Raw genomic sequence first — 17,530 nt, 5'->3', positions numbered from 1 at the left:
ATCAACAGTATTATTATGCCCTCCAGAAGGTTCTGTCGCGTCCACGATTAGAGCCGAAAATAAGATTGATAATTACGGTTAATGCAAATGCCCCTATTATAGAGTAAATGATCTCGTTGGTTATGTGCTTTTGTGAAAACGTATAGTATTTTGTAAGAAACGCATGATATGCCCATGCGCCAACCATGCCCATTAGCATAGAAAACCACACCCCGAGGCTTCTCCATTTCATAAGCAAACCGCATATCAGGCCCACCACCAAACCAATACCGAAAACCAGCAGCCAACCCTTCCAGTGTTGTAGTTGCTCACTCATTGAGAACAGTAAAAGATAATTCTTCATCCTACTTTTTTTTCTTAAAGATATAAAGGAGAGCTATTAAAGTATAGCCTCTATAAATAATGTGGTGTTATTTGCAATTAGAAATAATATAAAAATGCAATGTCAATACTTATAATGCCAGCGGGGCTTGGCATGGCTTTATTATCGGTATCATGTAATTAATATGATAACCATGAAAAAACTATACACTTACCTTTCTATAATTGGGCTTGCTGCTATAAGTACCGGCATCTACTCCTGCCATAAAAATGCCAATGGGCGCAACACGCTTGATCTTGTGGATGATGCCACAGTAATGAGTTTGTCGGCAAGCCAGTACAATGAATTTATAGCAACTAATCCGCCGGTGACAGGTACGGCTTCAGCCCAAATGGTGCAGCGCGTTGGCGCCAGGTTAACTGCCGCAGTACAACAATACCTTGCAGATAAGGGGCAAAGTAACCTCATAACGAACTACAACTGGGAATTTAACCTGGTAAATAATGCTGAGGTAAACGCGTGGTGCCTGCCTGGTGGTAAAATAGTGGTGTATAGTGGTATTATGCCATTGACGCTGACGGATACTGATCTGGCGGTAGTGATGGGGCATGAGATAGCACATGCGGTGCTAAAACATGGCAATGAGCGTATGAGCCAGCAATTACTACTACAATATGGTGGTGCGGCATTATCTGTGCTTTTATCTTCTAAACCAGCCGAAACACAGCAATTGTTCAATGCAGCATTTGGATTGAGCAGCAACCTGGGCATATTAGCCTTCTCGCGCAAGCAAGAGAACGAAGCCGATGAAACAGGGTTGTATTTTATGGCATCTGCGGGATATAATCCTAATGCTGCTATTACCTTCTGGCAGCGGATGCAGGCACAAGGTGGCGGATCGAGCACACCTGTGCTGTTGAGTACTCACCCAAGTGATGAGAGCCGGATACAACATATACGCGACCTGATGCCAGGTGCTATGGCCTACTATCATCCATAGTACGTTTATCGGCTAAGCCTTACCAATGTTTTGTATAGATAGTCTGCATCAATAGGTTTGTATACAAAACCACTTATTCCCAAATTGTTGAATTTTTCCTGCATGGCAGGAGAGGTAGATGCCGTAAGTGCAATGATAATAACATCAGAGTTGAACTTGCGTATCTCTGAGCTGGCTGTAATACCATCCATTACCGGCATTTGCACGTCCATGAGTATGGCATCATAATCATTGTTGCGCGCAGCCTCAACAGCCAGCAGTCCATTTACCACATGGGTAGCATCTACCTGCCAGCGTTGCAACATTTTGCGCGCTAGCAGGGCATTGAATTCAACGTCTTCTACCAATAAAATTTTCTTGCCCTTCAATTCTTCACCGTTGATGATGCTTTGAGGTACTTCGTCTTCTACAACATCACTTTCTTTAAGCAATAATGTAAATGAGAATTCAGATCCCTGGCCCGGTACACTGTCTACATGTATCTCGCTCTCCAGTAAATTGAGCAACTTCTTATGATAGTAAGGCCTAAGCCAGATCCGCCATACTCTCTTGTAATATAGCTATGTGCCTGAGTAAATCGCTCGAAAATCAGTTGCTGGTTTTCTTTGCTGATGCCTATGCCTGTGTCTTTTATCAGGAACAAAATTTCAGCATATTTACCCTTCTTAGACTTCAACTGCAATTCTATAGTAACCCTGCCATTTTTGGTAAACTTAATGGCATTAGATATCAGGTTGTTCAATATCTGGGTGAGTCTTGTGATGTCGCCCTTTACATAGCGGGGCACATCTTCATCCATCATTACTTTGAGTATATCCCCATTTTCATCGGCCCTTATCTTATTGGCCAACCTTACATCCTGCACCAGTTTTCTCAGATCCATATCACTATCGGCAAAAATCACCTTACCCTCTTCTATCTTACTGAAGTCCAGAACATCATTGATGAGACTCATCAGATTCTTGGCAGAAATAGTGAGGATATTGAGGTACGTTGTTTGTGATGGCAGAGGATCTTCCTGCGTAAGTAAATGGATATACCCTATGATGGCATTTAGTGGCGTACGGATCTCATGGCTCATTACTGACAGGAAATCACTCTTTGCGCTAGAGGCTTGCTCTGCAGCGTCTTTTGCATGAATAAGGTGTTGCTCCAACTCTTTTGACCTAAGGATCAGCTCCATAAGGTAATTGATGACCGCCGATATGTCTTCGTCTGAGTCGTCAAATGCAGATGCGGCTTCAGGCTGAAGTGTGGCGATAGCTGCTTTCAATTGCAGCATAGCATCATGCAGTATCTTGTTCTTCCTTGTGATATCAGTAACTACTGCCTGGTACTCTTTTTCACTGATAGCAAAAGCGTGTTCCGTGATCTTTTTATCTCTTTCAACAGTGTTGTAATAGCCACTGACTACCGACAGGAATGTAAGTATTTCTGTATCTCTCCAAAATTTCTCCGGAAGGTTTTTAGCGATCTGTTTCTGTAGTACTTTATGCAGCTCTATTGCCGAGTCTGGTAAATGGGTCATATTTCAGAAAGGGTTAAAATGGTCATTGTCTGATTATGTAATTCGCACGACATACTTTCTTTCAGCGGCGATATTTCGCCATAAGAGTAGAAGCCGGTGATTGGCACATTTGCGCCAAAAAAGTCTCGCGCCGCTTCCACCTCTTCGCTGATGCGTTGCTGTAAAATAAGTTTACGGCCTACACAGCTGATAAGGATGGCAAGATCAGGTTTGGAAACCGCATTTGTTACTGCAGTGCCGACGGCAGCTATATTGGATGCGTCGATCAACTTATCAAAATTGGCCTTCATCAATCTCACCTTACCACCCTCGGGCATATTGCCTGCAAACGTCATAGAGCTCAATTCTTCGTTAATGGCGAGTATGGTTCTCACTACTACATTCTTGCTGCCACTATCCTTTAGTGATAGCGGAAACAGCAGCGCAGAGGCAGGCAGATCATTGACATAGTCTCCCAGGTATTGTTTATACAATTCCAGTGCGCTCTTACCGTCCAACTCCAAAAGCACATTTTTGTCCGCTTTAGTAATTGTTCTTTCAGGGCCGAATTCATCCCATCCACCCATTGATCCATGACCAACAGCAAGGTGTGCTCCGTAAAATCCGATAGCAACTACATTGCCCGGAGAAGGTATGGCATTGAGGCCGGTAAACGTTTGTTGAAAACGAGCGGCATCACCAGCTAGTCCGCCGGCAGTGGTTACCTTTTTATTATTGTTATCATTCAACCCCGCTACCAGTTCGCTACCATTGACTACCGCGCCGTCGCTCAATACAAAAACAGATGCCAGGTCTTCCGCGTCCAGCAACTTCATCAATGCGGCTCCGGCATCATAACTGGAGACATAATCATTCATATTGAGTGAAGCACTTCTTAATCCGGTTCGTTCAAAAGCTATTGCAGTAACTACTATAGTATCATCGTAAACAGATTCGTTTATTATCTCACCGGCTGTTGATCCGATAACTATTTCGGCGTTAGGATATTCGCTTTTCAGCATTGTATACACATCAGGTTTGATGATCTCTTCTCCGCTACCGAAGACAAGTACAAGGCTACAACCTGTGTTGGTAAAACCCGGTGCTGTATGCACATTTGTCCATTCCTTATTAATAAACTGTTGTTGCCTTACAAACATATGCCTATACTTTTGGGGGTTATAAAGAATGATTTTCTTTTAATTCGATAATTACGGCGGTAAGTTCCACATGCAATTGTTGCAAGAGCGAGGCATGCTCTGTAGACGCGCCCAATGTATCAGCCATATCCTCAAGCGCCTCTACTATTGCGGCTGCACCAATGACACCAAAATTGTTCACCGGTGATTTAATGCGATGAAGGTGATATTTCTCCTGCCCGAAATTGCCCGAATTATATGCTGTATTAATGTCTGCTTCTGCCGCAGATACATCTTCTATAAATTGTCCGATGACCTCTTTTAAAAAAGCAGGATCATCGGCAAATAAAAATTCCAGTTGACTTATATCGTATAACATTCTGTGATTTTGGTTTTATAAAGCGTACAACCCTATGTTTACACATGTATGTAGCTACACACTAATTGACAATACATAGTCTATGCAAAACACCATCGGGGTTGACAACACTTTAACTTCATAGGAAACTAGAAATTAACTTAACGTATTGATTATCAGGAATAAATCTAGTTATTTTTTCTTAAAATAACTAATGCTCTTTAAGTTTTAGTTAAAGAATTGAAAACGCATGTGTCGCTATACAATAAAACAAGTTAGAATAAGCCTGATACGAGAACGACATCGTTTGTCGCAATCACATCTTAAAAGGACGATATCTCACCCTTGTCGGGTCCTCTTGTTCGTTATTTTTGGTATAAAAACAATAGCATGAAAAACGAAACCTATAGCAGATACGACACCACTTTACTACATATTATAGCAGTGCTGGAGTCGATAGACCGACCCGATATCAACACAATACCATTTGAAGGAAGCTGGACAGCCGGGCAGGTAACCGATCATGTGGTGAAATCAATGGACAACATGGGACATGTGCTTAGAAATAGTACGCAACCAACAGACAGGCCCTATGACCAACATAAGGCCATGCTGGAAAAGGTTTTCCTTGACTATGAGCATAAGATGAAGTCGCCCGATTTCATTATTCCTACCAATGATCCGTTAGAGAAAACGGAACTGATCGATAAATTAGCAACAATACGTGAAGACACACTTGATGCGATTGCTACACTTGATCTGACAGAAATGTGTATGTCTTTTGAAATGCCGGGTATGGGCCACATTACCCGCTATGAGTTTATATGGTTTACCATCTACCATACACAAAGGCATACGCAGCAGCTAGAGAAGATAAAGGAGGTGCTTGACAGAAGTCAGGAGCAATAACTAAGAGCAAACGGGGCAACTATAATAGTTGCCCCGTTAATATTTTGTATCAGCATTGGTATCTTATGCAGGCATCAGGAACCAATGCGGCATTACACCCAGGAGAATTACAATAATGGTAGTTGCAATGAGCAATACCTGGTCGCCCATGGTTACTTCTGATGTAAGTTCAGGATCTCCTTGCTTGAAGTACATAGCGATGATCACCCTGAAGTAATAGTAAACACTTATCGCAGCCATAAGCAATGCAAAGATCACCAGCCACATCATATTGCCCTGGTGCATAACCGCCAGCAATACATAGTATTTGGCCATGAAACCACCTGTAAGTGGTATACCAGCTAATGAGAACAAGAATATGGTAGTAACGAATGCCAGTAGCGGGTTTTTCTTTGCAAGTCCATTAAAGCCATCGTAAGTGTAGTCTTTCATTTTTACCAGTACGGCAAATACACCTATTGTTGCAACGCTATAGGCTACACCATAAAGTATGATACCGTTCCATGCAATGTTTGAGCTTACTGCCAACACAGAGAACAGCATAAAACCTGCCTGTGCTATTGAGGAATAAGCGAGCATACGTTTTACGCTCTGCTGGTATACTGCAGTAACATTACCTATGAGCAAAGTCAATGCTGTAACAATTGCCAATATCATTAACCAATGCTCACTGATGTTGCCAAATGAAACGTGGAATAAACGAAGGAATGCAAAGAATACACCGGCCTTTACTATGGTAGCCATGAAAGCTGTAAATGCTGTTGGTGTACCGTCATAAACATCGGGCGTCCAGGTGTGCATAGGCGCTGCAGATACTTTAAAGCCTAGCGCCACCATTATGAATACTATTCCTGAGATGGCCAATGGATTGAGCGATTCGCTGTGCAACATCGGCACCATTTCAGTAACGTTGAAAGTGCGGGTAGCACCATATAACAACGTGATACCCATCAATAGGATACCTGTAGAGAAGGCACCCATAAGGAAATACTTAAGAGATGCTTCACTGCTTTTCAGGTTGCGCTTGTCGCTGCCGGCAAGAACATACTGCGGAATAGACATTATTTCAATACCGATGAACAACATGAGCATTGAATTGTAAGCAGTAAGAATGTAGAGACCGCAAAGGATAAAGAAGATCAATGCAAAATACTCGGCAACGTGAGTACCAACTTTCCTGAATTCCTTTCCTATCAACAGTATATAAAGCGCAGTGCAGGCAGTCATTGCAGTACCGAACCACATAGACATCTTATCTATGCGCAGCATGTTATTAAAAAGCAGTTGCGGGAAAGCACCGTTGGTGTTATCGGCAGTTCCCAACAAACTCAATGTCATGCTTCTTAGTGCCGGACCTGTAGCATCTGAAAGCTCCATTATGTTTATACCCAACAGCGCGACAAAAAGCACTGCTGCTATAGATGATACAGTTTTCTTATTGTCCACGAATAAACCGGTGAACATCATAATAATTCCAAAAACCGTAGTAGCAATAATTGCAGTCATAATCTCAATTCAAAACCTGCCACAAGGCAAGCTGGTTCAAAATTTTTATAATCAACACCCGCAAAACGGGGTAAAATATCAGTCAGTTTACTTTACTATCATCTGTGCCACTCCTGAAGTAAGGTCCAGCAATGGTTTAGGATATACACCCAGAAAGATGATCACGGTAATGATCACTGCCAGGCTAATGTATTCATTGATAGCCAGGTCTTTCGCCACTACCATAGTGGTCTTTTCACCATAAGCTACTTTCTGTATCATGTTCAGTGTGTATACTGCACCGAGTATGATACCCAATCCTGCCAGTACAGTCATAACCGTATGATTAGATATATAACCAGAGAACAAGCCATTGAACATCATGAACTCACCTATGAAACCATTGGTAAGCGGCAGTGCAATATTTGCAAGAGATATGATCACCAGGGCAATAGCCATCTGCGGAGCAGAGCTGGCCATACCACCCAGCTTGGTCATATCGCGGGTGCCCCAACGCTGTTCTACCATGCTTACTATCAACCACATACCTGTAATGTTGATGCCGTGATTGAACATCTGCACCATCACCCCATGCATACCAACACCATTGTGTGCGAATGCTGTTGCACACATCAAACCCATATGCGCAATAGAAGAATAAGCGATCATACGCTTGATGTCAGTTTGTACGATAGCGATGCAAGAAGCATACACAATACCGATAACAGAAAGTACTACAACGGTATCAGACCAATATTCTACACCTACCGGCACGGTTGGCATTAACCAACGCAACACGGCAAAAAGGCCCATTTTCACCATCAATGCACTCAGCACAATGGTAACCGGAGTTGGTGATTGCTCGTAAGCATCTGGCTGCCAGGTATGGAAAGGAAATACCGGCATCTTAATAGCGAATGCAATAAACATTAACCAGAATAACCAGTGCTGAGATGCGGCAGGTAATGCCGCGCCCGCCTTTGTGATATCTGCCCATGCATAGCTACCGCCCTGCAATGAGAGATAGATAAGACCAGACAACATCATTAAGCTACCTACGAACGTATAAATGAAGAACTTGAAAGTAACAGGTATGCGCTTTTCGCCACCCCACTGAGAACACAGAAAGTAAACAGGTATCAGTGCCAACTCCCAGAACACATAGAATAACAAAGCATCAGAAGCAAGGAACACGCCCATCAGGCCAGCCTGAGAAAGTAACAACAAACCATAGAAAGCACCCGGGTGTTCTACATCTTTATTGATCTGCGCTATCATTACCACCATCATTACAATTCCTGTAAGTAATACGAGCATGCTGCTCATACCATCTGCCAGCAAACTGAAACGAGTACCCATCATAGGTATCCATTCGTGATCGTATGAAACCGGAGCACCAAAATTAGCACCGCTTACATATGCCGATAATGCCAACGTGGCTGTAGTACTTATCAATGCCAGCGCTTTTGCGGCATCGCCTTTTACAGCGAAAGAAAATGCGCCTGTAATTAAAGGAATAAGAATGAGTAGTAACAATACCATAATTAAGTAAAAAATGAAAAGTAAAAAGTAAAAACCTTACGGCCTTTTGTTTTTATGTTTTCTGTTATTTTATATTTAGCCTCACCTCAGCCCACTCCTAAGAGGTAGGAGATGAAATGTGGCTTTAAATTATCTTATCCAAAAGAAACTAAGCGTAAACAACGCCACCATGCCTATCACCATAATGAATATGTAAAAACCTACCTGGCCGGTTTGCAACATACGCAGACGATCTCCGCCCCACTTTACTGTTTTACCTACGCCATTTACGATACCATCAATACCCATTTTCTCAACAAAACGATCCAGAACACCAGACATAGCTTCGATAGGGCGAACGATTATCGCATCGTACAATTCATCAACATACCACTTGTTTTCCAGCACCTTAGCAATACCTGTACTTTCAGGGAAGGCAGGCTTGCGGAACTTCATCATTGCAAAATACATCATTGCAAGTGAGGCCAATGTAGATACAGTCATCAGCATAATCTCAGTATTTTCCGGTATCTCGTGTATGCCAAAGTTCTTAACTACAGGCCCCAGGTATTCATTGAACGCAAGTTCTTTATGCGTAAACACCTCAGGTATGCCCACATAGCCGCCTATCACAGATAGAATGGCCAACACTATCAAAGGAATGGTCATAGCTGCCGGGCTTTCGTGCAGGTGGTGCTCCTGCTCATGCGTACCACGGAAAGTACCACGGAAAGTAAGTACATAAAGGCGGAACATGTAGAAGGCAGTCATCATAGCCGCAAGTACACCCAATGCATACAATATAGGGTTGTGCGCATATGCTGCAGTCAGGATAGCATCTTTAGAGAAGAAACCGGACAATAATGGAAAACCGGAAATTGCGAGGCAACCTATAAGGAAGGTAACAGAAGTGATCTTCATCTTCTTACCCAGACCACCCATCTTGCGGATATCCTGCTCGCCACCCATAGCGTGAATAACACTACCTGAGCCAAGGAACATCAACGCCTTGAAGAATGCGTGCGTCATAACGTGGAATACAGCGATAGTATATGCGCCAGAACCAATGGCCAGGAACATAAATCCCAGCTGACTAACAGTAGAGTATGCCAATACCTTTTTAATATCATATTGGAAGATGGCTATAGTGGCGGCCAGCAGTGCAGTGGCAAGGCCAACAATTGCAATAATGTTTAAAGTAAATGGAGCCAGAGAGTATAATACATGGCTACGAGCTATCATATAAATACCTGCAGTAACCATGGTTGCAGCGTGTATCAATGCAGAAACAGGAGTAGGACCTGCCATCGCATCGGGCAACCAGGTGTACAATGGTATCTGAGCACTCTTTCCGGTAGCACCTATGAAGAAGCAAATTGTTATCGCTGTGATAGTTGCAGGCGGCATAGTTGCTCCGCTTGTTCCCAGGGTAGCAAAGAATTCCTTGTAAGAAAGTGTGCCGAAGTTGTATAATACCAGCAACATGCCGACAAGGAAACCAAGGTCACCGATACGGTTCATAACAAATGCCTTCTTAGCTGCATTGGTATATTCCCTTTTCTTGAACCAGAACCCGATAAGCAGATAAGAGCAAAGACCAACACCTTCCCAACCTATGAACATAACCAGGTAGTTAGCACCCAGTATCAACAGCAACATAGAGAATACGAACAGATTCAGGTAGGCAAAGTACTTCACCATACCTTCATCATGACTCATATAGGAAGCAGAGTAAACATGTATAAGGAAACCAACACCTGTAATGATGAGCAGGAAAAGAGAAGAAAGCTGATCGACTTGGAACGCGAGCGGTATGTGCAACTTGCCCGACTGGATAAAATCGAACAGCGTAACAATTACCGGCTCATGAAATGAGGCACTCTTTACTTCAAAGAATATGCCCAATGAAACACAAAAAGAAGCCAGTATAGCTGCACTGCCAATAATACCGGCAAGTGACTTTGGCATTTTGTTCCACAAAAGACCATTGATCAGAAAACCGACCAGTGGAAAAAGAGGTACTAAGTATACGAGTTGAGAAAAATTCCCCATTTTTTATTATTGTATTATTACTGTTTAGTGTTTCAGCCTGTTTAATATATTGATATCTACCGAGTGTACTTTTCTATACATCATTACAATGACGGCCAGTCCCACAGCAACTTCTGCCGCGGCAACCACCATAATAAAGAATACAAAGATCTGTGCATCTGCATCAGCGTACATCTTAGAAAAAGCAACCAGGAGTAAATTCACAGCATTGAGCATCAGCTCTATGCACATGAAGATAATAATAGCATTGCGCCGCATGAGGGTTCCCATAATGCCTATGGAAAACAACAGCAGGCTTAAAAACAAATAATGCGTAGAACTAACCGGCATATGATCAAACAATTAAACTCTGGAATTAAATCAACTAAACTATTTCGGCCTTTTCAGATGCCGGTATATGCTCTTTCTTACCTATGACTACCGCACCTATCATTGCACTAAGGAAAAGAACACTGCTAATTTCAAATGGTAATGCAAACTTTGTAAACAAAACTTTACCCAGATTGCTGATCAAACCAATGTCGCTCGACTTAGTATCGATCAGTTCAGATTTAGCAGTGGTCAAACCCATAAGTATTACCAGAAATAAGGTACCGCCTGAAATAACCCCTGCCAGCTGAATCATCATGCCCTTCTGTGGTTCCACATCGGCGTTTAGGTTCATCAACATAATTACGAACAGGAAGAGTACCATTATAGCGCCGGCATATACTATGATATTAACAACTGCCAGAAACTGGGCGTTCATAATGATATAATGTCCGGAAATTGCAAAAAAGGTGAGTATCAGGAACATTACACTATTAACAGGGTTGCGACTGAGTATTACACCCAACGCACTGCCAACGGCCATTGCTGATAAGAACCAAAATAAAATACTGTAGATGTCCATGTTAAACTGTTATCTATCCTTGTTTTTTGGGATCAGGAATAAGTAAATCTTCCTTTTTATAAATAAAACTCTGTCTGTTATAGTTAGAAGGCATTATTGTCTCTGTGAGGTATATTGCATCTTTAGGGCAGGCCTCTTCGCAATAACCACAGAATATGCAACGCAGCATGTTGATCTCATACTTTGCAGCATACTTTTCTTCTCTGTACAAATGCTCTTCACCAGCTTTACGCTCTGCGGCTTCCATAGTTATGGCCTCAGCAGGGCAAGCCAATGCACACAAACCGCAGGCAGTGCAACGTTCTTTCCCTTCTTCATCGCGGTTGAGAATATGCAGCCCACGAAAAACAGGGCTAAACGGACGCTTTTCTTCCGGATAACTTACTGTAGCCTTCTTCTTGAGTATATGCCCAAGAGTGATCCCCAATCCTTTTAAAATGGAAGGCAGATACGCCCGCTCCGAAATAGTCATCGGGCTGCGGTCTACCTGCACTGATCTCTTAGTTAGTTTTTCCATTATTCTCTTTTTCCAAAACCTCTATTATGTGTTCTATTTTGGGTTTAAGAATGGGAAGTACCGTTTCAATAGTTTCCCAAACTCTAGTCCAATCCGTATAATCATACGCATGAGCAAAGAAATTCCTTGCTGCTTTCATTAATTGCCACTCAACCTCTTTAAACCTATTCCTTATTTATTCTGAAACATTTCCTCCATTTTCACCGATTACTATCAACTGCATGAGGCATGCATCTTTCATCATATTGTTTCTAAGAAACCCCCTCTTCGTCAGTGTCTTTGATATATTCAAAGATCTGTGTGATAGCATTGTCTATCAATTCCAGATAAAGAATATTGTCTCTCTTCAGTTTCATTTTTTAGAAAACAACAATATTTTATCTTCGTCAACGTATTTTTTCAACCTGGGGTAAAGTGATATTTCCTCTACCAGATCAATTTTCACTAAGAACTTCTTTTCCAGATCTACAAGATATTGCGCTAATCCGAAATAACTGATCCTGGTATTTTCTATTAAAGAAAACAACAAATCCATATCACTGTCCTCTCTTGCCTCTCCTCTCGCATACGACCCGAACAAATATACTTCCTTTACCGGCTTATCTTTAAAATAGTCGGCAACGGTTTGTTTTATCTGAGGTATCGTCAACATTGCACGCAATAATATTCAAAATTTATTACTTTTTCATGGTCATCAGGATCACTCCGCCTGTTACCAGCATATTTATCAGTGCCAACGGTATCAATGACCTCCAACCCAATTTCATCAACTGGTCATAACGGAAACGTGGTAGTGTCCATCTTACAAACATGAAGAATAGGATCATACCCACTATTTTCGCCATTAATGCACCAACGCATATTAAACTAAAAATACCGCTTGGCACCGCAGCCTGCACCTGATCCATGAACGGGAAATTGTAACCGCCAAAGAACAAAGTACTGATAACGGCAGAACTGATAAACATATTAATGTATTCAGCAAAGAGATAGAAACCCAGCTTCATTGAGGAATACTCCTGATGGTAACCCATGTTCAACTCACTATCGCACTCCGGCAGATCGAATGGAGCGCGGCTCAACTCGGCAAAAGAGCAAGTGAGGAAAATAATGAAACCTACGGGCTGCTTAAAGAAGTTCCAGGTAAAATAACCATCGTTCCAAAAACCATGCTGCTGAGTAACGATGTCCTTCATGCTCAATGAACCAGTCATCATCAACAAAGCGATGAGGCTGATGCCCATAGCTAACTCATAAGAGATACACTGTGATGCAGCACGGATACTACTTAACAGGGAGAACTTATTGTTAGACGCCCATCCGCCAAGCATTACGCCATATACACCTAAAGAAACGACACCGAATACAAATAGAATACCGATATTAATATCTGCTACCTGCAGGGAAACAGTGCGGCCACCAAGTGTAAAATCAGGACCCCAAGGCATAACGGCACTTGTCATAGTAGCGGTAAGCATTGCAAGGCACGGCCCCAGAATGAATATGAACTGAGTAGAGCGATCGGGGATGATCTCTTCTTTAAAGAAAAGTTTCAAACCATCGGCCAAAGGCTGTAACAAACCAAACGGGCCCGCACGATTGGGGCCTATACGATCCTGCATTACAGCCGATACTTTACGTTCAGCCCAGGTAGCATACATTGCCACACCAAGAGAACCCATTAGTATCACAGAAATGAGGATAACTTTTTCTATGACGAAAGCTGCGTCAATATTCAATAACAGCATAAGTGGCGCAAAAGTAGTTTAGTTAGTTAAAAAATTATCGTTTAAATCAAGATTTATTGCTTGAAGTGTTTTTTTCAATTCTGCCAAAAAAGACATTGCCTGCCATATGGCTTCATAATCTATAATAAAATACTCATGTACTAACACATTTCTTAGCCCAATAATGTCCCTCCACTTTATATCCGGATGCTTTTCTTTCAGTTCATTGGTCAGGTGATTTGCTGCCTCTCCAATAATTTCAAACCATTTTACAACAGCCATCTGGAGTATCCGCTCATTCTGGAAACTATCAAATGTATGCCCTTTCACTGCATCTTGTATTTCCTCAATTGACTCAAGGATATGGATTATTCTTACTTTATTACCTAATCTACCTTTCATAAATGATATACTTATCTTTATCTATGAATGGTTTAATGTGTTTATTTTCCCAACCAGCACTTACTATATCTACTTTTTTGTGCAGCCTGTCTGATAGCTCTTCCTTCCAACCAAAATACTCCAGCCCTACGAGCGATTTATAGTCTATTTCTATCAGTACATCCACGTCGCTCTCATCATCGGCTTCACCCCTTGCATAAGACCCAAACAACCATACTTTCTTAACCGGCTTTTGTGCAAAATAGCCCGTTATTACTTGTTTGATATTTTCGGTAGTTAGTATCAATTCTATTTACCTGTATTGAAATCATTAGAGTGAGCCGGACCTTCGATCTTTGATAGTTCTATTTCAGGTCTGTTCACGTCGCTTACGTCATGAATGTTCATCAGAAGTTTTGGTTGCTTACCAATAACCTTGTCTATAAGCACCGGTGTTTTTACTGTATTCTCGTAATGACCCTGTGCAATTACGCTGCTTCTTTTGATCTTAGAAGGACATTCAACCACCCAATCCTTAGCAGATTTCTTTTCGAAGCGACATTCATTACAGATCCAGTCTTCTACTTCACCCCACTCGTTCTTGCGAGCAGTAACGCGATAAACTTCTTCACCACGCATCCAAAGGCGAGCCTTACCGCTGCACTTGGTGCAAGAGCAATGAGCATCTACAGGCTTAGTGAACCATACCCTGTTCTTGAAGCGGAAAGTTTTATCGGTAAGTGCACCAACGGGGCACACATCTATTACATTACCAATAAATTCATTATCCAGTGACTTATGCAACAAAGTACTGATCTCTGAATGATCGCCACGCTCCAATACGCCATGTTCGCGCTTTTGCGTGAGCTGGTCGGCAGTGTAAACACAACGGTAGCAGAGTATGCAACGCGTCATGTGCAGCTGTATATGCGGGCCAATATCTTCTTTCTCGAAAGTACGGCGGGGAAACTCGTAACGGGTCTTCTCTGTACCATGCTCATAGCTGAGGTTCTGCAGATCGCACTCTCCTGCCTGGTCACATACCGGGCAATCGAGCGGGTGGTTAATGAGCAACATTTCCACAATACCCTTACGGGCATCGATCACTTTTTCAGAAGTAATATTCTTTACTTCCATGCCATCCATAACCGTAGTACGGCAGCTTGGCACCAGCTTAGGCATAGGGCGCGGATCTTTTTCAGAACCCTTGCTTACTTCTACCAGGCAGGTACGGCACTTACCACCACTTTCGGGCAGCTTGCTGTAATAGCACATAGCCGGAGGGGTAACATCTCCACCTATCATACGTGCTGCATTCAATATTGTAGTGCCGGGGGCAACTTCAATACTTATATTATCTACGGTTACTTTAAACTTTGGTGTTGGTTCTGACATTTGTCAAATTCTTTATACTTCTCTTAAAATAGTATCAATTCCTTTATGCACTTGCCGGCACATGAATAGGATCGGCATAGTGAGCCAGACCATAATTGCGCCTCTGTGATTCTTCCGGATTATTTACGTGCCACTCAAACTCATCGCGGAAGTGACGGATGGCAGCGGCTACAGGCCATGCAGCAGCGTCACCCAACGGACAGATAGTGTTACCTTCTATCCTGCGCTGAATGTCCCACAACAGGCCTATGTCGCTCATCTTACCCTTACCACCTTCAATGTTCTTCAATATCTTGTACATCCAGCCGGTACCTTCACGACAAGGACTGCACTGTCCGCAGCTCTCGTGATTGTAGAAACGAGCCAACGTCATGGTGTGGCGCACAATGCACTGGTCTTCGTCCAGCACAATAAATCCACCCGAACCCATCATGGTACCTGTAGCAAAACCACCATCTGAAAGACTTTCGTAGTTCATATAGCGAGTTTCGCCCTTTGCTGTTTTGAACAACAGGTTAGCCGGAACTATCGGAACTGATGAACCACCCGGGATACAAGCCTTCAGGCGTTTGCCGTTAGGAATACCACCACAATACTCATCGCTATAGATAAACTCTTCAACAGAAATGGTCATATCTATCTCATAAACGCCCGGCTTGTTTACGTTTCCGCAAACAGAAAGGAGCTTAGAACCGGTAGAACGGCCTACACCAATTTTGGCATATTCCTCACCACCCATATTAATGATTGGCACTACTGCCGCAAGCGTTTCTACGTTGTTTACCACTGTTGGGCGCATCCACAAACCCTGTATAGCCGGGAATGGTGGTTTCATACGTGGATTACCACGCTTGCCTTCCAGAGATTCGATCAAGGCAGTTTCTTCACCGCAGATATATGCGCCCGCACCACGGTGTACATATATTTCGCAATCAAAACCTGTACCCTGGATATTCTTACCCAACCATCCTGCTTTCTTTGCTTCGTCTATAGCTTCTTCCAGTATATTCACGATCCACGCATATTCTCCGCGGATATAGATATAGGTAGCATTGCTACCGAGTGCAAAACTGCTTATGAGCAATCCTTCAATAAGTATATGCGGATGAAACTCCATAAGGTAACGATCTTTGAACGTACCCGGCTCAGACTCATCGGCGTTGCACACCAGGTGACGAGGCACGCCATCAGGCTTTGCCAGAAAGCTCCACTTCATGCCGGTAGGGAAACCCGCACCACCACGACCTCGGAGACCGCTCTTTTTTACTTCTTCCACAATATCCGCCTGGGCCATTTTCAGCGCCTTTTCAGCAGCCTCGTAGCCGCCATGCTTGCGGTAGGTATCGTAATAACGGATACCTTCAATGTGATCGTTCTTTAATAAAACTTTTGCAGCCATTTTTCTAAGTCAAAAGTCAAAAGTCAAAACCAAAAAAATGAATTTCTGATGATTTCTCCTGATATATTAATTCAAATACCTTGTTTATATTTTTACGCTTTGTCTTGCAATCAAAACATAATGCCTGTGTTTCCAACGCCACACCTGCAAAATGTTCAATCTCACATGAACTGGTGTGTTGCTGACAGTAACATCTACATCCGCTTTCATCCTTACCACAGCATACCTTCCGCTCACTTTAATATCCTTCTCTGTTACAGCTATTTGTTTGTAGGTAATCTTCCCGTTAAACAAATCGTTTACAACATCACTTTTTGTCTGAATCCATCCATTCGAATGACCATAGGTCATATTGTCATCAAACAAACGCTTCAAACTAATACTATCTTTTGCCAGCAATGCCCTGTCGAGCGCCACCACAACTGAATCTATGCTTTTTGATGGAGGCATAGAAAAAGCCGAAACTTCATTACTTGCAAAGAGCATTAAAAAGATAAGAATGTACCTCATCGCCTAACTCTTATCTATTATCAACATAAAATCTTCCATGGGGTCGAAGTAGAAGTCTGACCAACCGCTTTTGTGGCTGTCGCTTTCTTTTTCGCTAGGGAAGCCGGTGTGCTTTAGCTTTACCAGTGTACCTGCACCATATGGTTTCAATAAAAAATGAACTTCACTTGGTGGTGTTCCCGCTTCCCAGTCTCCCGGCAACCACGTTACCACCAATTCCTTTTCTTCTGCTTTCAATACTTTGCCGGTTACCCAGCCATCAAACATCTCAAATTTTCCACCTTCTTTCGGCTCTGCTATGCCCTCTTCTCCGCTCCACTTACGAATAAGCTCGGGATCAGTAAGTAGCTGCATTGTTCTTGCCGGCTTACCTGATAAAAAGATCTCTAATTCAAAGTCGAAAGCCATAACATAAT

Annotated in this window: 22 protein-coding genes; 2 read left to right on the top strand and 20 right to left on the bottom strand. The window is 42.6% G+C overall.

All coding sequences use genetic code 11. The features are described 5' to 3' along the window. Window positions 1-13 precede the first annotated feature (13 nt). Window positions 14-343, bottom strand: coding sequence for a GlsB/YeaQ/YmgE family stress response membrane protein (locus CJD36_RS10760; protein WP_133162594.1), 330 nt, complete (start codon window positions 341-343; stop codon window positions 14-16). A 172-nt stretch (window positions 344-515) separates the two neighbouring features. Here CJD36_RS10760 and CJD36_RS10755 point away from each other — a divergent pair, with 172 nt between their 5' ends. Beyond that, a complete protein-coding gene (locus CJD36_RS10755) occupies window positions 516-1,322 on the top strand; it encodes a M48 family metallopeptidase (protein WP_105039900.1) in 807 nt (268 codons plus the stop codon). 5 nt (window positions 1,323-1,327) lie between these two features. Here CJD36_RS10755 and CJD36_RS10750 read toward each other — a convergent pair whose 3' ends face one another. The 4 genes from CJD36_RS10750 to CJD36_RS10735 are packed head-to-tail and all read right to left on the bottom strand — an operon-like array spanning window position 1,328 to window position 4,347. Then, the gene (locus CJD36_RS10750) at window positions 1,328-1,828 is read right to left on the bottom strand and encodes a response regulator (RefSeq protein WP_161499274.1); all 501 of its coding nucleotides are present in this window, start codon (window positions 1,826-1,828) and stop codon (window positions 1,328-1,330) included. Then, window positions 1,795-2,850 (bottom strand): sensor histidine kinase, encoded by a 1,056-nt coding sequence (locus CJD36_RS10745; protein ID WP_105039174.1) that lies wholly within the window; start codon window positions 2,848-2,850, stop codon window positions 1,795-1,797. The genes CJD36_RS10750 and CJD36_RS10745 overlap by 34 nt, the downstream gene beginning before the upstream one ends. Continuing rightward, entirely contained in the window at window positions 2,847-3,989 is a 1,143-nt protein-coding gene (locus tag CJD36_RS10740; RefSeq protein WP_105039173.1) for an FIST signal transduction protein, read from the bottom strand. The genes CJD36_RS10745 and CJD36_RS10740 overlap by 4 nt, the downstream gene beginning before the upstream one ends. Before the next feature lie 19 nt (window positions 3,990-4,008). Further along, window positions 4,009-4,347 carry an Hpt domain-containing protein gene (locus CJD36_RS10735; RefSeq protein ID WP_105039172.1) on the bottom strand — a complete coding sequence of 113 codons (339 nt, stop codon included), beginning with the start codon at window positions 4,345-4,347 and terminating at the stop codon, window positions 4,009-4,011. 369 nt (window positions 4,348-4,716) lie between these two features. Here CJD36_RS10735 and CJD36_RS10730 point away from each other — a divergent pair, with 369 nt between their 5' ends. Beyond that, the gene (locus CJD36_RS10730) at window positions 4,717-5,235 is read left to right on the top strand and encodes a DinB family protein (protein ID WP_105039171.1); all 519 of its coding nucleotides are present in this window, start codon (window positions 4,717-4,719) and stop codon (window positions 5,233-5,235) included. A 63-nt stretch (window positions 5,236-5,298) separates the two neighbouring features. Here the strand turns inward: CJD36_RS10730 and CJD36_RS10725 are convergent, their stop codons facing one another. The 15 genes from CJD36_RS10725 to CJD36_RS10655 form a co-directional block, all read right to left on the bottom strand. Further along, window positions 5,299-6,741, bottom strand: a complete 1,443-nt coding sequence (locus tag CJD36_RS10725) for an NADH-quinone oxidoreductase subunit N (RefSeq protein ID WP_105039170.1) — start codon at window positions 6,739-6,741, stop codon at window positions 5,299-5,301. A gap of 87 nt (window positions 6,742-6,828) precedes the next feature. Next, on the bottom strand, window positions 6,829-8,262 hold the full coding sequence (locus CJD36_RS10720; protein ID WP_105039169.1) for a complex I subunit 4 family protein: 1,434 nt from the start codon (window positions 8,260-8,262) through the stop codon (window positions 6,829-6,831). 129 nt (window positions 8,263-8,391) lie between these two features. Further along, entirely contained in the window at window positions 8,392-10,293 is a 1,902-nt protein-coding gene (gene nuoL, locus CJD36_RS10715; protein WP_105039168.1) for an NADH-quinone oxidoreductase subunit L, read from the bottom strand. 24 nt (window positions 10,294-10,317) lie between these two features. Further along, window positions 10,318-10,623 carry an NADH-quinone oxidoreductase subunit NuoK gene (gene nuoK, locus CJD36_RS10710; RefSeq protein WP_105039167.1) on the bottom strand — a complete coding sequence of 102 codons (306 nt, stop codon included), beginning with the start codon at window positions 10,621-10,623 and terminating at the stop codon, window positions 10,318-10,320. A gap of 34 nt (window positions 10,624-10,657) precedes the next feature. Further along, a complete protein-coding gene (locus tag CJD36_RS10705; RefSeq protein WP_105039166.1) occupies window positions 10,658-11,185 on the bottom strand; it encodes an NADH-quinone oxidoreductase subunit J family protein in 528 nt (175 codons plus the stop codon). 13 nt (window positions 11,186-11,198) lie between these two features. Further along, window positions 11,199-11,702: an NADH-quinone oxidoreductase subunit NuoI gene (gene nuoI, locus CJD36_RS10700; protein WP_105039165.1), complete on the bottom strand. Its 504-nt coding sequence runs from the start codon at window positions 11,700-11,702 to the stop codon at window positions 11,199-11,201. Continuing rightward, the gene (locus tag CJD36_RS23970; protein ID WP_394337891.1) at window positions 11,686-11,877 is read right to left on the bottom strand and encodes a HepT-like ribonuclease domain-containing protein; all 192 of its coding nucleotides are present in this window, start codon (window positions 11,875-11,877) and stop codon (window positions 11,686-11,688) included. Before CJD36_RS23970 ends, nuoI begins: the two co-directional genes overlap by 17 nt. 177 nt (window positions 11,878-12,054) lie before the next feature. After that, entirely contained in the window at window positions 12,055-12,354 is a 300-nt protein-coding gene (locus tag CJD36_RS10690) for a nucleotidyltransferase family protein (RefSeq protein WP_105039163.1), read from the bottom strand. 25 nt (window positions 12,355-12,379) lie between these two features. Further along, on the bottom strand, window positions 12,380-13,450 hold the full coding sequence (gene nuoH, locus CJD36_RS10685; protein ID WP_205685597.1) for an NADH-quinone oxidoreductase subunit NuoH: 1,071 nt from the start codon (window positions 13,448-13,450) through the stop codon (window positions 12,380-12,382). Window positions 13,451-13,468: 18 nt separating this feature from the next. After that, entirely contained in the window at window positions 13,469-13,831 is a 363-nt protein-coding gene (locus CJD36_RS10680) for a HepT-like ribonuclease domain-containing protein (RefSeq protein WP_105039162.1), read from the bottom strand. Further along, complete coding sequence (locus CJD36_RS10675; RefSeq protein WP_205685596.1) at window positions 13,821-14,117, bottom strand: nucleotidyltransferase family protein; 297 nt, start codon at window positions 14,115-14,117, stop codon at window positions 13,821-13,823. Before CJD36_RS10675 ends, CJD36_RS10680 begins: the two co-directional genes overlap by 11 nt. Window positions 14,118-14,119: 2 nt before the next feature. Beyond that, window positions 14,120-15,205 carry a 2Fe-2S iron-sulfur cluster-binding protein gene (locus tag CJD36_RS10670; RefSeq protein ID WP_105039161.1) on the bottom strand — a complete coding sequence of 362 codons (1,086 nt, stop codon included), beginning with the start codon at window positions 15,203-15,205 and terminating at the stop codon, window positions 14,120-14,122. 43 nt (window positions 15,206-15,248) lie between these two features. Continuing rightward, window positions 15,249-16,604, bottom strand: a complete 1,356-nt coding sequence (gene nuoF / locus CJD36_RS10665) for an NADH-quinone oxidoreductase subunit NuoF (RefSeq protein ID WP_105039160.1) — start codon at window positions 16,602-16,604, stop codon at window positions 15,249-15,251. 84 nt (window positions 16,605-16,688) lie between these two features. After that, on the bottom strand, window positions 16,689-17,114 hold the full coding sequence (locus CJD36_RS10660) for a nuclear transport factor 2 family protein (RefSeq protein ID WP_105039159.1): 426 nt from the start codon (window positions 17,112-17,114) through the stop codon (window positions 16,689-16,691). A 3-nt stretch (window positions 17,115-17,117) separates the two neighbouring features. Further along, window positions 17,118-17,522 carry an SRPBCC domain-containing protein gene (locus CJD36_RS10655; protein ID WP_105039158.1) on the bottom strand — a complete coding sequence of 135 codons (405 nt, stop codon included), beginning with the start codon at window positions 17,520-17,522 and terminating at the stop codon, window positions 17,118-17,120. Between the last annotated feature and the right edge of the window lie 8 nt (window positions 17,523-17,530).

The organism is Flavipsychrobacter stenotrophus (assembly GCF_002954265.1).
Taxonomy (GTDB): Bacteria; Bacteroidota; Bacteroidia; order Chitinophagales; family Chitinophagaceae; genus Flavipsychrobacter; species Flavipsychrobacter stenotrophus.
The sequence above is the reverse complement of the archived record's forward strand: the minus strand, read 5'-3'. Positions and strand labels throughout refer to the sequence as shown.

What these genes read in the sequence shown, in the direction of transcription:
- CJD36_RS10760 (WP_133162594.1), bottom strand. Translation starts at nt 343, where the DNA reads ATGAAGAATTATCTTTTACTGTTCTCAATGAGTGAGCAACTACAACAC.
- CJD36_RS10755 (WP_105039900.1), top strand. Translation starts at nt 516, where the DNA reads ATGAAAAAACTATACACTTACCTTTCTATAATTGGGCTTGCTGCTATA.
- CJD36_RS10745 (WP_105039174.1), bottom strand. Translation starts at nt 2,850, where the DNA reads ATGACCCATTTACCAGACTCGGCAATAGAGCTGCATAAAGTACTACAG.
- CJD36_RS10740 (WP_105039173.1), bottom strand. Translation starts at nt 3,989, where the DNA reads ATGTTTGTAAGGCAACAACAGTTTATTAATAAGGAATGGACAAATGTG.
- CJD36_RS10735 (WP_105039172.1), bottom strand. Translation starts at nt 4,347, where the DNA reads ATGTTATACGATATAAGTCAACTGGAATTTTTATTTGCCGATGATCCT.
- CJD36_RS10730 (WP_105039171.1), top strand. Translation starts at nt 4,717, where the DNA reads ATGAAAAACGAAACCTATAGCAGATACGACACCACTTTACTACATATT.
- CJD36_RS10725 (WP_105039170.1), bottom strand. Translation starts at nt 6,741, where the DNA reads ATGACTGCAATTATTGCTACTACGGTTTTTGGAATTATTATGATGTTC.
- CJD36_RS10720 (WP_105039169.1), bottom strand. Translation starts at nt 8,262, where the DNA reads ATGGTATTGTTACTACTCATTCTTATTCCTTTAATTACAGGCGCATTT.
- nuoL (WP_105039168.1), bottom strand. Translation starts at nt 10,293, where the DNA reads ATGGGGAATTTTTCTCAACTCGTATACTTAGTACCTCTTTTTCCACTG.
- nuoK (WP_105039167.1), bottom strand. Translation starts at nt 10,623, where the DNA reads ATGCCGGTTAGTTCTACGCATTATTTGTTTTTAAGCCTGCTGTTGTTT.
- CJD36_RS10705 (WP_105039166.1), bottom strand. Translation starts at nt 11,185, where the DNA reads ATGGACATCTACAGTATTTTATTTTGGTTCTTATCAGCAATGGCCGTT.
- nuoI (WP_105039165.1), bottom strand. Translation starts at nt 11,702, where the DNA reads ATGGAAAAACTAACTAAGAGATCAGTGCAGGTAGACCGCAGCCCGATG.
- CJD36_RS10690 (WP_105039163.1), bottom strand. Translation starts at nt 12,354, where the DNA reads ATGTTGACGATACCTCAGATAAAACAAACCGTTGCCGACTATTTTAAA.
- nuoH (WP_205685597.1), bottom strand. Translation starts at nt 13,450, where the DNA reads ATGCTGTTATTGAATATTGACGCAGCTTTCGTCATAGAAAAAGTTATC.
- CJD36_RS10680 (WP_105039162.1), bottom strand. Translation starts at nt 13,831, where the DNA reads ATGAAAGGTAGATTAGGTAATAAAGTAAGAATAATCCATATCCTTGAG.
- CJD36_RS10670 (WP_105039161.1), bottom strand. Translation starts at nt 15,205, where the DNA reads ATGTCAGAACCAACACCAAAGTTTAAAGTAACCGTAGATAATATAAGT.
- nuoF (WP_105039160.1), bottom strand. Translation starts at nt 16,604, where the DNA reads ATGGCTGCAAAAGTTTTATTAAAGAACGATCACATTGAAGGTATCCGT.
- CJD36_RS10660 (WP_105039159.1), bottom strand. Translation starts at nt 17,114, where the DNA reads ATGAGGTACATTCTTATCTTTTTAATGCTCTTTGCAAGTAATGAAGTT.
- CJD36_RS10655 (WP_105039158.1), bottom strand. Translation starts at nt 17,522, where the DNA reads ATGGCTTTCGACTTTGAATTAGAGATCTTTTTATCAGGTAAGCCGGCA.